Origin of the sequence: Sporolactobacillus mangiferae (assembly GCF_023336505.1) — a bacterium.
Taxonomy (GTDB): Bacteria; Bacillota; Bacilli; order Bacillales; family Sporolactobacillaceae; genus Sporolactobacillus; species Sporolactobacillus mangiferae.
In genome coordinates, this window is sequence record NZ_JAMAST010000001.1 from 229,952 (window position 1) to 244,916 (window position 14,965).

At 44.1% G+C, this 14,965-nt stretch carries 13 protein-coding genes and 1 riboswitch; of the genes, 6 read left to right on the top strand and 7 right to left on the bottom strand.

Annotated elements, in window-relative coordinates:
- The first annotated feature begins 2 nt into the window (after positions 1-2).
- Positions 3-485, top strand: coding sequence for a YslB family protein (locus M3N64_RS01175; RefSeq protein WP_249095909.1), 483 nt, complete (start codon positions 3-5; stop codon positions 483-485).
- A 199-nt stretch (positions 486-684) separates the two neighbouring features.
- Here the strand turns inward: M3N64_RS01175 and M3N64_RS01180 are convergent, their stop codons facing one another.
- The 3 genes from M3N64_RS01180 to M3N64_RS01190 form a co-directional block, all read right to left on the bottom strand.
- Entirely contained in the window at positions 685-1,917 is a 1,233-nt protein-coding gene (locus tag M3N64_RS01180; RefSeq protein ID WP_249096858.1) for an aspartate kinase, read from the bottom strand.
- A 161-nt stretch (positions 1,918-2,078) separates the two neighbouring features.
- A riboswitch (Lysine riboswitch) is annotated at positions 2,079-2,276 on the bottom strand.
- Positions 2,277-2,339: 63 nt separating this feature from the next.
- Positions 2,340-4,121, bottom strand: coding sequence for an excinuclease ABC subunit UvrC (gene uvrC / locus M3N64_RS01185; RefSeq protein WP_249095921.1), 1,782 nt, complete (start codon positions 4,119-4,121; stop codon positions 2,340-2,342).
- A 357-nt stretch (positions 4,122-4,478) separates the two neighbouring features.
- Positions 4,479-5,414, bottom strand: coding sequence for an AEC family transporter (locus M3N64_RS01190; RefSeq protein ID WP_249095924.1), 936 nt, complete (start codon positions 5,412-5,414; stop codon positions 4,479-4,481).
- A 168-nt stretch (positions 5,415-5,582) separates the two neighbouring features.
- On the opposite strand from M3N64_RS01190, the gene M3N64_RS01195 reads away from it, so the two are divergent.
- Together M3N64_RS01195 and M3N64_RS01200 are read left to right on the top strand one after the other, a co-directional pair.
- Positions 5,583-6,476 carry a LysR family transcriptional regulator gene (locus M3N64_RS01195; protein ID WP_249095926.1) on the top strand — a complete coding sequence of 298 codons (894 nt, stop codon included), beginning with the start codon at positions 5,583-5,585 and terminating at the stop codon, positions 6,474-6,476.
- Between the two features lie 293 nt (positions 6,477-6,769).
- The gene (locus tag M3N64_RS01200) at positions 6,770-7,717 is read left to right on the top strand and encodes a Rossmann-fold NAD(P)-binding domain-containing protein (protein ID WP_249095928.1); all 948 of its coding nucleotides are present in this window, start codon (positions 6,770-6,772) and stop codon (positions 7,715-7,717) included.
- 63 nt (positions 7,718-7,780) lie between these two features.
- Here M3N64_RS01200 and M3N64_RS01205 read toward each other — a convergent pair whose 3' ends face one another.
- Entirely contained in the window at positions 7,781-8,614 is an 834-nt protein-coding gene (locus M3N64_RS01205; RefSeq protein ID WP_249095948.1) for a sugar nucleotide-binding protein, read from the bottom strand.
- Positions 8,615-9,601, bottom strand: coding sequence for a polysaccharide biosynthesis protein (locus M3N64_RS01210; protein WP_249095951.1), 987 nt, complete (start codon positions 9,599-9,601; stop codon positions 8,615-8,617).
- Positions 9,602-10,233: 632 nt separating this feature from the next.
- On the opposite strand from M3N64_RS01210, the gene M3N64_RS01215 reads away from it, so the two are divergent.
- Together M3N64_RS01215 and M3N64_RS01220 are read left to right on the top strand one after the other, a co-directional pair.
- Entirely contained in the window at positions 10,234-11,493 is a 1,260-nt protein-coding gene (locus M3N64_RS01215; RefSeq protein WP_249095955.1) for a glycosyltransferase family 4 protein, read from the top strand.
- Positions 11,465-12,358, top strand: a complete 894-nt coding sequence (locus M3N64_RS01220; protein ID WP_249095958.1) for a hypothetical protein — start codon at positions 11,465-11,467, stop codon at positions 12,356-12,358. Before M3N64_RS01215 ends, M3N64_RS01220 begins: the two co-directional genes overlap by 29 nt.
- A gap of 62 nt (positions 12,359-12,420) precedes the next feature.
- On the opposite strand, the gene M3N64_RS01225 is transcribed toward M3N64_RS01220, so the two are convergent.
- Complete coding sequence (locus M3N64_RS01225; RefSeq protein WP_249095961.1) at positions 12,421-13,044, bottom strand: DUF1796 family putative cysteine peptidase; 624 nt, start codon at positions 13,042-13,044, stop codon at positions 12,421-12,423.
- Positions 13,045-13,414: 370 nt separating this feature from the next.
- On the bottom strand, positions 13,415-13,747 hold the full coding sequence (locus tag M3N64_RS01230; protein ID WP_249095964.1) for a DUF4183 domain-containing protein: 333 nt from the start codon (positions 13,745-13,747) through the stop codon (positions 13,415-13,417).
- A 448-nt stretch (positions 13,748-14,195) separates the two neighbouring features.
- Between M3N64_RS01230 and M3N64_RS01235 the strand changes: the two genes are divergently transcribed.
- Positions 14,196-14,573 (top strand): DUF4183 domain-containing protein, encoded by a 378-nt coding sequence (locus M3N64_RS01235; protein ID WP_249095967.1) that lies wholly within the window; start codon positions 14,196-14,198, stop codon positions 14,571-14,573.
- Positions 14,574-14,965 lie beyond the last annotated feature (392 nt).

The following is a 14,965-nucleotide window of genomic DNA, read 5'->3' on the forward strand; positions in this document are numbered from 1 at the left end:
TGATGAAGAAAAATGAAACCCGTCCGCAGCCGGAGCATTATGGAGAAGCAACTGTACCGGCATTCGGGTATGAACTTATAAGAAGTTTGCTGATTCCTGAGCTGCTTGGCAAGGAAACGGCATCGATTCTCTACTGGTCAGGACGTAAATTAGCCCGTCAGTATCCGCTTGAAAACGAGCAGCAGGTCATTGATTTTTTTGATCGCGCCGGATGGGGGACCCTCAGCCTGATCAGCAAGACCAAAAATAAAATGACTTTTGAATGCAGCTCACCGCTGATCGCGTCAAGAATTCATGATTATCCGGATTCAGGCAGTTTCTCCCTTGAAGCAGGTTTCATTGCCGAACAAATTCAGCGGCAAACCGGATATGTTGCTGAGAGCTACATGGAAACCAAAAACGGCAAACAGAAAAAAGTAGTCTACTCAGTTAAATGGGATGCAAAAGACCCTATTGCTTCGGTTACTCGTTCAGCGGCAAATTGATCTTTAGAAAACTTGACTAAGCCTAGTCCTTTGCCGCTGATCTTGTACCTGCCGGACACTCCAGCTGCTCGCTTGCCACGGGCGCACCGCGAGCCCCCGGCAAAGGCAAAGGCGCCAGCGCACTTATACGATAATCCGCTGAATTTTAAACTTTCTTATATTAAGACAAAAAGCAGGCATACGCCTGCTTTTTGTCTCTTTACAAACTGAGTGATTCTTCTTCTGCCAGATGAAAGGTTTCATGAAGTGTATCCAGTGCCGGAACCAGATTATCATCATCGATAATTGTGGATACCTTAATCTCTGAAGTACTGATCATTTTTACCTTAATTCCCTTCGCAGCCAGAGCATGAAACATCTCCGCCGCGACTCCCGGGTTCGACGCCATGCCGGAACCGACGATGGAAACCTTTGCTAAATGAGATTCATGTATGATCTGCTGATAGCCAAGTACCCCTTCTTTATCGTTCAGCACATTCAGTATATCGCTTAAAACGTCCTGATCAACAGTAAAGGAAAGACTGGTTCTCGCTTCATCGAGCACATTCTGAACAATAACATCAATATTGATCTGTTTTGCCGCGATTGCGTCAAACACATGAGATACAGCAGTCACGTTATTGGGAAGTCCGAGCAGAGTCACCCGTGTCACATTTTTCTCAAAAGCAAGGCCTCTGACTGATTTCGATTTTTCCATGGATACTTCCTCCTTAATAACCGTCCCTTCCTCATCAGAGAAAGAGGAACGGACCACAAGTTCAAGATGGCTGTTTTTCGCATATTCCACCGCGCGCGGGTGCAGAACACCGGCACCAAGATAAGCCATTTCAAGCATTTCATCATAGCTGATTTCTTTCAGTTTTCTTGCCTTACTTATAACACGCGGATCTGTCGTAAACACGCCAGTCACATCAGTATAAATTTCGCATTGCGCCGCACCAAAAGCTGCTGCAAGCGCCACTGCCGATGTATCGGAGCCGCCTCTGCCTAATGTCGTAATTTCACCGTCCTCAGTAACCCCCTGAAAACCGGCGACAACAACAATCGACCCTGTTTTCAGATGCGGACGTATGAGCGAAGTGTCAATTGAAAGAATCCGTGCATGCTCATGCGCCGATTCCGTCTTGATTCCCGCCTGCCAGCCGGTAAACGAGACTGCCTTACAGCCGCGTTCCATCAGTACCATTGACAGCAGCGCGATCGTTACCTGCTCTCCTGTTGAAAGCAGCACATCCATCTCCCGTTTGGAAGGATGAGCGGAAATTGTTCGGGCAAGAGACACAAGATCATCTGTTTTTTTCCCCATGGCTGAGACAACGACAATCACTTGATTTCCCGCTTCTTTTTTTCTGATGATTTTTTCCGCCGCGCTTTGCAACCGTTCAATCGAAGCGACGGAAGTCCCGCCAAATTTCATTACCGTTAAAGCCACATTCATTCGCTCCTTTGAGTTAACCGGCATTATAATGTGCCGAACCCATTTTCTGGTCTGTCGTCCCAGGCGCATTCGGAGCATGTCCCTGATCATCTTTTCAATGACAAAAAGAACAGCGAGAAAAATCCCCGCTGCTGAACCGTCAATAGCCATCAACATGCTGAGATAGTTCTCCACACGAGGCACGCCATGAAACGACCTTACAGTGTGACAGCCCTGCACTTGTTCAATACAGGTCCAGCTCGCGGCGGCAATGAAACAGCTACGGCTTCGGCAAGCTCCCCTTTCCACCGCGGTCTGCAAAGTTCATTCTTCTCGCGCGGTCTACTGATGAAGATTGCTCCTCTATCACTCAGATATTTAAAAAATTAAGTTATCGTAATTATAACAAACCTGTGCGAGCGAAACAACAACATCTTTTATTTCACCGTATCCAGGTATTCCCTGACTGACACAGCCACTTTTTCCGGCAGACCGGCGTCTTGAAGCTCCTCGCTGCTTGCCTCACGAATCTTCTTCATTGACCCGAACTTATGCAGCAGCATTTGCTTACGCTGCTTGCCGATTCCCGGTACATCGTCAAGCAGTGAATGAACCATCGATTTCGCCCGGACCTGTCTGTGGAACGTGATCGCGAACCGGTGCACCTCATCCTGAATCCGCTGAAGCAAGTAAAAGGCCTGGCTGTTTCGTGAAAGCGGGACAGCCTGCGGCGGATCACCAATGACTAGTCGGGAGGTGCGATGCTTGTCGTCTTTCACCAGACCGCAGACTGGTATATAAAGTCCGAATTCGTTTTCCAGCACATCAATTGCCGCCGAAAGCTGGCCTCTGCCTCCGTCAATCAGGATCAGATCCGGAAGCGGTTTGCCCTCTTTCAGGACGCGTGCGTACCGCCTGCGCACAACTTCGCGCATTGTCGCATAGTCATCGGGACCATCCACAGTTTTTACCCGATACTTTCGATAATCATTCTTCTTCGGACGCCCGTCTTCAAACACAACCATCGCCGATACCGGATCCGCACCCTGTATATTCGAATTATCGAACGTTTCGATCCGGCGTGGCGCTGGCATATCCAATGCTTCACCAAGCTGCTCGACAGCTCCGATCGTCCTTTTTTCATCCCGCTCAATCAGTGAGAATTTTTCTTTCAGCGCAATGCCGGCATTTTTAACTGCCATTGCGACAAGATCTTTTTTCTTTCCACGCTGCGGCTGTAGAACATCCGTCTCCAGCATCTGTTCGATCAGTTGCCGGTCAACAGAATTCGGAATCAGAATCTCCTTCGGTTTTATGTGATTCTGGTGACTGTAGAACTGACCGATGAAGGTTAAAAAATCTTCCTCAGGTTCCTGATAGAAAGGAAACATCGAGACCTTGCGTTCAATCAGTTTCCCCTGGCGCATAAAAAAGACCTGGACGCACATCCAGCCTTTGTCATAGGCAAAGCCAAAGATATCGCGGTTATCAAGGTCATTAAAAATAATCTTCTGTTTCTCCATAACCGTTTCGATATGGCTGATCTGATCGCGCAGTTCTTTGGCTTTCTCGAAATTAAGCTGATCGGAAGCCTCGAACATCTCTTTTTTCAGACGTTTTTTTACGTCCTGATAGCCACCGTTGAGAAAACGTGTAATGTCTTCAGCCATTGATTCATACGTTTCCTTTGGAATCTTGTTCACGCATGGCGCGAGACATTGGCCAATATGATAGTACAGGCAGACACGGTTCGGCAACGTGCGGCACTTGCGCAGCGGATAGAGCCGGTCAAGCAGACGCTTCGTTTCGCTGGCAGCCGTTACATTGGGATAGGGACCAAAGTATTTGCCGCTTTTCCGATTCACCTTTCTCGTGATGATCAGGCGTGGATATTTTTCACTCGTCAATTTGATAAATGGATAGCTTTTGTCATCCTTCAGCATAATGTTGTAGTGCGGTTCGTATTTCTTGATCAGATTAATTTCCAGCAGCAGTGATTCAATTTCCGAAGAAACGACAATATATTCAAAGTCAGCGATGTCCGCAACCAGCCGCTGCGTCTTCGCGTCATGTGATCCACTGAAATAAGAATGGACACGATTAAAAAGATTCTTCGCCTTTCCGACGTAGATAATTTCCCCCTGATCATTTTTCATCTGATAACAGCCCGGCTGTTTAGGAAGCAGGCTGAGCTTCTCTTTAATTTTCTGACTGACCATGTTCAATCATCCTTTTAGAAAACTTGACCCAGCTATGCCTGACGGTAGCAAAACCCGCCAACACACTGATACTATAATCCTTAAAAGTTATATGTCTTCTTACATAGTATTAGAAAACTTGGCTTTGCCAAGCCCCCGGCGTAGGCAAGGCCTTAGCTGCACTTATACTATAATCCGCTGAATTTTAAATTTTCTTATAGTATTAGAAAACTTGGCTTTGCCAAACCTCTGGCGTAGGCAAGGCCGCCGCCTGCGCTTATACTATTTTTCTTAAAATTTATTTACTTTCTTATAGTACAAAAAAAACGAACAGAGACGCAAATCATTGCGCATCTGTCCGGCTCTGAAAAATAGGCTTTAAATGAGTACCATCAGAATTGGGATCTCAATTAAGCTTAATAATGTTGTTTCAGTTACCATGACCGCGGCGTAATCCGAATCAGCATGGTACAATTCCGATACAACCGGCGCGTTGGTCATGACCGGCATCGCCGACTGTAGAATAAAGACTTCCTTCATAAGAAGAGGCATCGGTGTCGGCAATACGAGCAGCGTCATAATCGCTGGTGCAGCAACGAAACGGCCGATCAGCACACCGATATTGTCTTTTTCAAGTCGAATTTTGCGCAATCCCGCCTGATGAATCGCAATTCCGATAAAGATCATTGACAGCGGGATAGTCAGCCCGCCGATATAATTCAGGTCGGACATTAAGAAAACGGGCAGCTTAACATGCAGCAGCACAAGTACCACACCGATCATAAAACCCAGAAGCGGCGGCGAGAAGATCTTGCCCAACGTCTGTTTCAGCGACATTTTTTCATGAAGATCACCGTCACGCTGGATCAGGTATACGCCAAGTGTCCAGAAAAATGTTGTATTAGCCATATAAAAAACAAGTACATACGGCAGGCTCTGTTCACCAAAGAGCGCCAGATTTACCGGCAGGCCGATAAAAACCGTATTAGAGTTGCAGAACATGGACTTAAAAAGCCCGCTGTGTCGCTCAGGAACAGCAAAGATCTTCACAGCCAGAAATGAAATGGCAAACAGAATAAGCATTGAAAGGACGGGAAAACGGAGATTTGGCAGCAGATTCAGCAGTTCTTTGCTTGTAAAATCATTTGTTATTGTGCTGATCATATAGGCAGGCAAAGCGACTTGCGTGACCAGCCTGGCAATTAATTTACTCATTTTTTTATCGAACCATCCGCGGCGCGTCAGTTCATAGCCTAAAGCGATCATAATAAGAATAACCAAGATGCCTTGAATGCCTTGAAAAAAAGTCCCCAATTCAGGTGCCTCCAGATCTGACCGATCAACGATAATGAAAGTATCTTTGAAATTTTTTTCGTGGTCATAAATTTTATTTATTTTTCGTAGTTACAAGCTTACAACTATGCTAGAATCATAGTCAAACATTCAAAGGGTCATAAATATTATTAATGGTGGGAGTGCATCATGAACATACAGGATCTTAACTATTTTCACCAGCTGGTTCTGGATCAGAGCTTTACGAAAGTGGCCGGCCATTTTCATGTGAGTCAGCCAACGATTACTTTGGCAATTAAACGGCTTGAAAAAGAATTCGGCGCAAAACTGGTGGAGCGGAATGCTGCGCATAATGATCTGTCAATGACTGAGAGCGGGATGCAACTGTATCGCCATATTGAGCAGATACTGAATGAATGGCAGCTGGCACATCAGGAAATTCACGCTCTGAACGAGCAGGTTATCCGCTTTGGCATGTCCCCGGCAATCAGCAGCTATTTTTTCCCAAAAGTGACGAATCAGTTACTGAAGACCGGGTTATTGAACCATCTGCAAACCTATGAAGACGGATCACGCGAGGTACTCCGATCGATTATAGACGGAAACATTGATATTGGACTGGTCGGCAGCGTGGCACCGCTGCTTCGCCAGCAGCTTTGTGCTGAGGAACTGAAAACCGTACCGTTTAAAATTGTGGTTGCTCCGTCCAGCCCGCTTGCAAGAAAGACATCTATCAGCTTCAGAGAAGCCACCCGTTACCCGTTCGTCGTACTCAATCACCATTTTGCAAATTCCATTGCATTTGAACAAATCTCCCGTTATGCAGGTGTCACGCCTCGCATCATTTACCGAACAAGCAATATTGACACGTTAAAGCGTATCGTGTCGCACGGGACAGCGATCAGTTACATTGCCGATCTGACCATCCTTCCCGGTGATCCGATCGTCAGCATCCACCTGACCGATGAAAGTCAGCCTTTTTTAACGGTCATGCTTGTCTATCGAAAGACATTAACTTTGTCAGCGCATGTGCAGCAATTTATGAACATCATACGCAAATGGAATACCACGAAGTGTGTCTGAAAACGACCACTTGTTACAGGCAAAATGCGCAACTTCCGGATGACCGTTCGTGAAATGAACGAACAACAGCCGAATACTTTGAAAGATGACAGCCCTGACCGCACGAAAATTCGCATCCTGAATACAATTTAAGTGAGCTTTTTTCTTTACTCACCTTGTTTGCTGCTTTTCTCGTAAAGCGAAGCGTGCACAAGATGAAAACAATTGTGACGGGAGCGATTGGCATCACTATGGATCATTGGAAAATGATCAACGATGAGTTGCGGTTTTTGAGAAATACCAGGAAGAAGTCCATGGCAATTATCAGTATGACTGGCAGAAAATCAAGCGGCCTGCGTACACTACCAAGAAGAACAGCACTGGGCTTCACGGCAATCAATTTTCTGGTCACCGATCTGAAACAGGTTCGTGATTGTCTGCTTGCACTAGACGGTCAGGTCGACTACATTCTGATTGATATTGAACAAAAACAGAATATATCTCTTATTCGCACTGCACGAGCAATGATTACGCAGTCCAGAATCATCACGTGCAAGCCTAATGATGCAACTGTGGAGGCCTGCGATCTGCTCATCAGACATCACGCACATGATGAATTGGAAAACAAATCCATACTGGTGATCGGATCCGGTAATTTAAGTACGAAAATTGCCTTAAGGCTTGCTGAGAGACAGGCAAATGTGCATTTACTCAGCAGAAGCTATACCAAAGCCGTTCAAATCGCTGACTGTTTAAATTTAATTACGCCTGAATTCTCTCCGGCCATACATGCTGTACAGGCACCTGCCCGCAACTATGACAGCATCATTTCCTTTTTGTCTGCCGATGGGATCATCGGCGAGGATTTCCTTCCTTTTCTGAATGAAGATTCCTTGATTATTGACGGAGGGATTAACAATTTTAAACCAGCCTTTATTAAAAAGGCTCTGAAAAAGGGTATCACCTGTTATCGATTAGATGTCCGGATTGCCTTTTTGTACTATGTGCTTCTGCTAAGTCATGAAGTAACATCCTTTTTCACACAAACAATGGGAAGAATTGAATATCCCGAAAAAGACTGCCACTTAGTCTCAGGCGGAATCATCGGCAATGCCGGCGATATTATTGTTGACCAGGTCATGGCACCCACTCAAATTATCGGAATCGCAGATGGGTCAGGCGGGACAAAGAAGGCGAACCGTTACACAGCAAACGAAAAAAAAATAATTGCAGAACTGGCCCGAAAATTAACTGCGCAGTAACACTGCCCGCATCGTTGTATGGCAATGTAGGCAGTGTCTGCATCTTATGAATCGGGCTATTCCTTAAATTGTATGCACATTCATCCATTGTTTTAATTCCATCAGCATTAAATCATATGGATGCGCCTGGTAATCAGCATCTGTTCTTGAATTTTTAATGAATCGTTCAAAATGTTTTTCAAATTCCGGAATGATGGTTATCTCATTCTTTAAAAAAACACGTTGCATCAATTCCAATAAATTTTTTTCCGAAATCTGGTGAGGCGAGCTCAAGTGATAGAGTCCGGTAACCTTATTGTCGATAAACGCTTTGATTGCTTTCGCCAGTTCCAGAGTTGTGACCCCATTCCACATGCAATATTCAGCGCCGCTTATTTCATCAGTGCATTCCATGAACCGGGAAAAGAGCCTTGCGCTTCCGGCACGCAATTCAGGCCCGATCACGGAAGCACGAATCGTCAGATGAGGACCGCGGGTCACTTCGCCCAAATGTTTGGACGTTGCATAGACAGAATGGCTGTCGGGATCATCCGTTTCTGAATACACGCCTCTTGCCCCGGAGAAAACACAGTCAGTGCTTAAATGAATCAGTCGCCCACCCTGACGTTCCGTTAATTTCGCAAGCTGATATGGAAACAAACTGTTTATTTGAAGAGCAAGAAGCGGATTTTTTTCAGCTTCCTCTCCTGCTATTTCAATGCAATTAATGACAATATCAGGGCGGATCATTTCAATAATTTCTTCTGCCTTTACAGAATCGGGTAAATGAAAGTAGATGCTGTGCCGGTCATCAATAGTTCTCGTTGTGTAATACAGCGAAACATTTGAGAGTTCCTGAAAATAAGATACGATGACATGCCCTGCCATGCCTTCTCCTCCGAAAATCAGCAGCTTCATTTAGATGAATCCGCCTTTTTTCAGCATTGCTTTAATTTCGTCTTTACTCATTAAGTCCTGATCGGAACGATAGTCGGCTATTTTGGCTGCAGGATACTTAGCATAATGTTCTGCCAAGCCTTTTATTGGCACGGTCGGCAGGATCACATAATAGGCTTCATCATAAATGACTGTTTTCATGCTCTCATTGACCGAAAGAAGTAATTCATGAATTTTCTCTCCCGGACGAATGCCAAGAATAGTGACGTCTATTTTTTTTATGCCCGCAGCTTCCGATAACACCTGAGCAAGATCAATAATTTTACAGGAGGGCATTTTCATCACATAAATTTCTCCACCGACACTCTCATAAGCAGCTTTTAAAGCCAGCTTCACTGCGTCCTGTACAGACAGGAAAAAGCGTGTCATCTCTAGATCAGTGATTCCGATTCTCTGTTTTTCGATGATCTGTTTTTTAAAAACATGGATCACACTTCCGTTCGTCCCCAGTACATTGCCGCCCCGAACACATACAAATCTTGTATGCCTGTTCATTGTGTTTGCGTGAATCATTAACCGTTCGCCCATAGCCTTTGACAATCCGTAAAAATTTAATGGATCCGATGCTTTATCCGTTGATATATAAACGACTTTTTTTACACCGCAATGGATGGCTGCATCAATGACATGCTGCGTACCGATCACATTCGTTTTCAATGCTTCAATAGGCTGCTCTTCACAAATAGGCACGTGTTTTAGCGCTGCCAGATGAAAAATATAATCAACATCTCTGCACGCTTCAAACAAAGCGTCCTTTTCTCTGATATCGCCAATAATAAAACGTAATTTAGGATTTTGATCAAATTGCTGTTTCATTGTAAATTGATTGGCTTCATTTCTTGAAAAGATCCTAATTTCCTTAGGTTGTTTATCTAGCAATTGATGAATTAACTCATATCCCCATGATCCTGTTCCACCCGTTACCAGGATGATTTGATTCGCCAACAAATCCAATGCCTCCCGAAATTCATAGTAACGATAGGCTGAATACTAAGACAGAAGTGAGTGTTTGTCCCGGTCGCTTCTATGACTGCAAACACCTTTTCGCTTATCTCAATCCTCAGCTTCTATAGCGTATGCATGGCATTTTCAGGATGGCATAGGCAGTCTCTTTATCTTGACGTCTCGTATTCATAATTAGGTGAATCTAACATAGGTTTGTATGAAAACCGGGTGCGGTCCTAAATCTTCTATCATGAGTCGTTGATTGATGCCTTTTGAGTTGCATCGTCGCTATCGCTGCTCGCTGCCGCGGGCGCATTGCGAGCCTCCCCGGCAGGCAGAAATCTGCAGATTCACCTGATAGAGATCAGCTGGAACAATCCCGCAGGTGTCTCACGCTTTCGCTTTGATGTTTGGACATGACATTGTTTAGCTGATTTGGTATGGTAGAAAATCTTATACTTTTGTACGCAAGAAAAAACAGGCATATTTAATGGAAAAACAGACGGCCCGATTGCAGATGCCCAGCTTAATGAAGACAGAGCGAGTTATTTATCATCTTCAGGTCAATCATCCAATCCAAAGACACAGGTAAACAATATAGTTAACATATACGACGAAAGGGTGATGATTAACCAGTGAAAATACTGCTAGCCACATACTGGGCTGTTCCACACGTGGGCGGAGTCTGGAAATACATGGTTCAGTTGAAAAAAAATTTGGAAAGAGCAGGACACAAGGTGGATTTGCTAGGCTACGGCAAGGATAATACGTTCATTCACCTCGTTAATAAAAACAAAAAACTATCTACGGATCAATTACGCCCGCTGCTCCAGGCGAAAATTACACCTGCGAATTATCCTGAGATCTATGCCAATGATCTGGTGAAATATACCGAATTTCACCGGTACATGTATGAACTGGCAGCGGCATACTTTGGACTTGGAGACTATGATCTGATTCATACACAGGATGTACTGTCTACCGTTTCCATGAGCCGTATTAAACCGAGTCATATTCCTTTGGTGGCAACATTGCACGGTTCTGTCGCGCATGAAATTTATCATCAATTGGAGACAACGCTTCGTTCTTCTACATCGTTCATGGCGAAGGAGTATTATAAAAAGCTGGAGTATTTAGGCGCAACTTCGGCAAACACAACGATTGTTGCAAATCATTGGCTGAAAAATATCTTAACTGATGAATTTGCCGTTCCAACGACACAAATCCAGGTGCAGCATTACGGCTATGATACGAGAAGTTTCCTGGAAAAAATGAAAGAAAAATCATCTATTAAAAAACCATCAGGCAAAAAAGTCATTACTTATACTGGAAGGTTAGTAGAGTTAAAAGGTGTACACCATTTATTGACTGCACTGGGCCAGTTAAAAAAAGAGCGCGCAGAGAAAGACTGGGTATGCTGGATCATCGGCGACGGAGATCAGATGGAAGATTTAAAAATTAGAGCGCAATCACTCAGCTTAACTGATGACGTTTTCTTCTTCGGTGAACGGCAGGATATACCGTATTTGCTCTCTTTAAGTGACGTACATGTTTTACCCAGTCTTCTTGAAAATCAGCCATTATCGGTTATTGAAGCACAGCTTGCCGGAAAGGCAGTGCTTGTCAGCGACGCGGGGGGATTACCGGAAATGGTTGAGAATGGCGTTACCGGAATCGTTGTCCCCGCAGGCGATCCTCAGTCCCTGTATGAAAATCTGGATCTTCTGCTGGACAGTGCCAAGCTTAGAAAAAAACTGGGATCGAATGCTAAAATATGGGGAATCAGTCATTGGTCTCAGGAACGTGCAGTAAGAAATTTAATAAAAATCTACAAACGCGCGCAAACTGCCGGAGAGGATGTGACCGATGATACGGGCTTTTCTGTTAATCATTAAATATGCGTTATTAAACGCATGGTCGCGAGCACGTACATGGTTGACACATTTCTGGAAATCGCCCAAAAATATACGTGCACAGGAACAATCCGCTGAAGAAAATGTCTTGCCCTTTAAGCCCGGTTATAGCCACATATACGATCATTTATTTTTGCCGCCTTCCCCACCGGCAAAAGTTGTTGTCAACCGATTAATATGGGATCGAATAAGCAAAGATACAAAGGACGGATATTTACTCCCGGAGCAGGCGATGCTGCGTTTATTACAAAAAATGAATGGCGATCGGTATAATCAGCTGTTCACTAATGCCAGCCAAACTCCGGACCTGTTTGTTGATCATGAATTATGGGGCGAAACATTAAAACAGTTACCAAAACAATACAGGATTCCTGATCATGATCTGCTTCGGACATTTGATTCGATGAGCGGGAACCACTATAACCAGCTGTTCAGGAATCCGTCTGACACCGCCAGGGTTTTTGTTGATGAGCCGTGGCGATCAATCATGAAAGCAATACCTGCGACTTTTTCCATGCCTGATTCTGAGACGATTGAACTCTTTAAAACAATGAAAACAGACCGTGTTCCTTCACTCTTTCTAAACGACACCCGCACACCAGATGTCTTTGTTAACAGTGAAATCTGGGATCCTATGATTCGCCGGTTCCCAAAAGATTATAAGATACCGGATGTACGGGATCTGCAACTGCTGAATCAATTTGATTCTCGTCATTACAGCCACCTTTTCCTTGAGCCGGAGACAGAGCATGATCCGGTAGCTGTCGATCGTACTGTGTGGGACACGATTGCAGATGAACTTCCTGAAGATTACAAGCTGCCAATTGCTCTCAATGAGAAGTTTTGAGTGTAAAGATGCGCACACAGCCCGCCTGATACGGGTTGTGTGCATTTCTATATGCTGAGCATTCACCGGAGATGAACATCTTTTAACGCCTGTGCCCAAAGTTCATTATTTCCGTCCCACTTATCACGATTAGGAAACTCAAGTGCACAGACTTTATCAATCGGCCAGTTTTTCACGACCATGTCTTTAACGTTCGTATGATTGATCACAAGAATGCGAAAATCACCGTTTACTAACTGTGATAACGTTTCCTGCAGTGCCAGAATCTCATCAAATGCACCCTCCGTACGAATAAAGAGTATCCGTTTGTTAGTCCTCACCTTGGTCAGAAATCGATTCACCCGGCGATCAAATTTTGCTTTGACTTCCGGATACGTCGCCAGATGGGTCACTGTATTCAGCCTGGCATCAAAATCATGATTGGAAATAATATTGTACTGCGTATCAACGACCAGCAGATTCTTTTCATCAGCGTATCCTTTCACTGACAAATTCGACCGCTCCATAAATCCTTGAAATCTATTTTTAAGCAGCCGATTTACGTCATGCAATGATGGCGAGCCCATCCAATCGATAACTCCGGCAAAAGGCCGTAAATGAAGTTTTCTTAATTGAATACTTGCAAGGCATAAATCACCTAAACTGAAGATGGAATCGTAGTTGCCATTAATTGTTTCAAAACTCAAAACTGGTCATCCTCCTTGTAAAAGATTCGTTCATCATATAAAATGCTGCGCCATTGCATTTTGGAAAGGCTGCAGTGTATTCCATTGGAATTTTTGGATCGATGTATCAGTTAATAGAGGCAAGAATTGAGATGTCTGCACGACATATTAAGTGAAGCAGAAATTTGAGGCGGGCGAGGCGGTCAAAAGCGAAGAAGTCAGTTGGCAAAAGAGGTGCGCCATTATGCTTACATTCAAAAGTTAATGCAGTTTTACGCGCAGACCGGCTTATTCGTGAAAAGTGCTGACTTTATATGTTTTTCAGCCTGCTGAACAATTTAACCAGTCCGCCGAAAAGCCTTCAGTAGTTAAACGGTGCTCTTAGCATGGATCACATGACAATCATTTGTAAGATGATTGAGACACCTGCCGGAGGAAGATCCTCCGTCTTAAACACAAGTCTCCCTTCGCCTACTTCATAGCTTGCTTTTGGCTGCAAAATACCATTAACAAATAAGTTTGTAAATGAAGTGCTGCATGGATCCAGAATTCGCTGCTGCCCGTACCCTTTTAAAGCATCTTTATTGGTGTACACCCTTTTCAGACCGTCGGAAATCGTATAAAATTCGAAACACTTAACCGAAGCAGGAAGAGAAATCTGTATTTCTGTGCCACAGACAGTCGGGTAGTTCAGAAAAGGTTTCGGAATATCTTTTTTGTTCATTGCCGCTCCCTCCATATTGTGATTCATTTTATTCGCATCGCCTGCAAAGGGTGACACTTTTTTCGGCAAATTGAATAATTCTATTCGGCGGGTTATTCGTTTATACGCATAGATACAAATTCACATAGAATGCAACTGTGACCATAGACAGCATAACCATTGAACTGAAGGGAGAGATCAATTGTGCACGGCACGTTCCGTGGTGGAAGAGGTGACGACTGCTCGTTTGCCGTGGGCAGTCCAGAAGCCTCCTCGGGCAAGTTGAAATCTGCGAGGTCCCGCTGGTAACGCAGTTCCCGCAGACATACCTCCCGTTTTGATGCCCGGACATTGTATTGTTTTGTTGGTTGCCTGCAGGGCAAAATCATATACTTTCTTATCTTGTAAGACATGAGAACCGGAAGGTCTATCGTTTGTTCAGTTTTTTAAAAAGACAGGAGGAATAAGGATGCCGTTAAAGATAATAAAACTTGCGTTTCCTGCTGAAACCAAGCTTTCGGTTACACCGTCAGTAGGTAGATTTTTTTATGAAACAAAAGAAACCGCACCCGGTGGCACGACCTTACAAATTGATGTGTCTGAATTTCTGGATGATACAGGTGAGAATGCTTCTGAGTTTCCTGAACTGAATCTTGACAACAGCTATTTCCATGTATTTATAAATGGCGTGTTGCAAATGGAAGACAATTTTGCTTATACCTCAGGAGGAAAAGATATAGGTAATTTAATGATGCTCGTACCTGAAGGATCCGAAGTTGCGTCAAATGTTCCTATTATTCTGGAAATCGTCAATTTTGACCCTTCATCTAAAAATATTGCTGAATAGGCGCAGGACATGGCATCTTTCGCGCGCCTGGCACCTATGTATCTTGAGAGAACTTTCGTGATGAAATGCCACTAATCGTTGTATCAACAAGGTAAATGCATATAGTTCTTGCAAAAAAAAGACCGGTAAATCGGCATACAGCCGTTCCCAGTCTTTTTTAATGCCTGCTATTAGAAAACTTGGCTTTGCCAAACCTTTGGCATGGGCAAAGCCTTAGTTGCACTTATACTATTTTCCTTAAATTTTATATACTTTCTTATAGTATTAGAAAACCTGGCTTTGCCAAGCTTTGGCATGGGCGAAGTCGCCGTCGCATTTATACTATAATCCGCTAAATTTTAAACTTTCTTATAGTATAAAGAAAGCAGGTTGTCGACCACTAATGGGCCTGT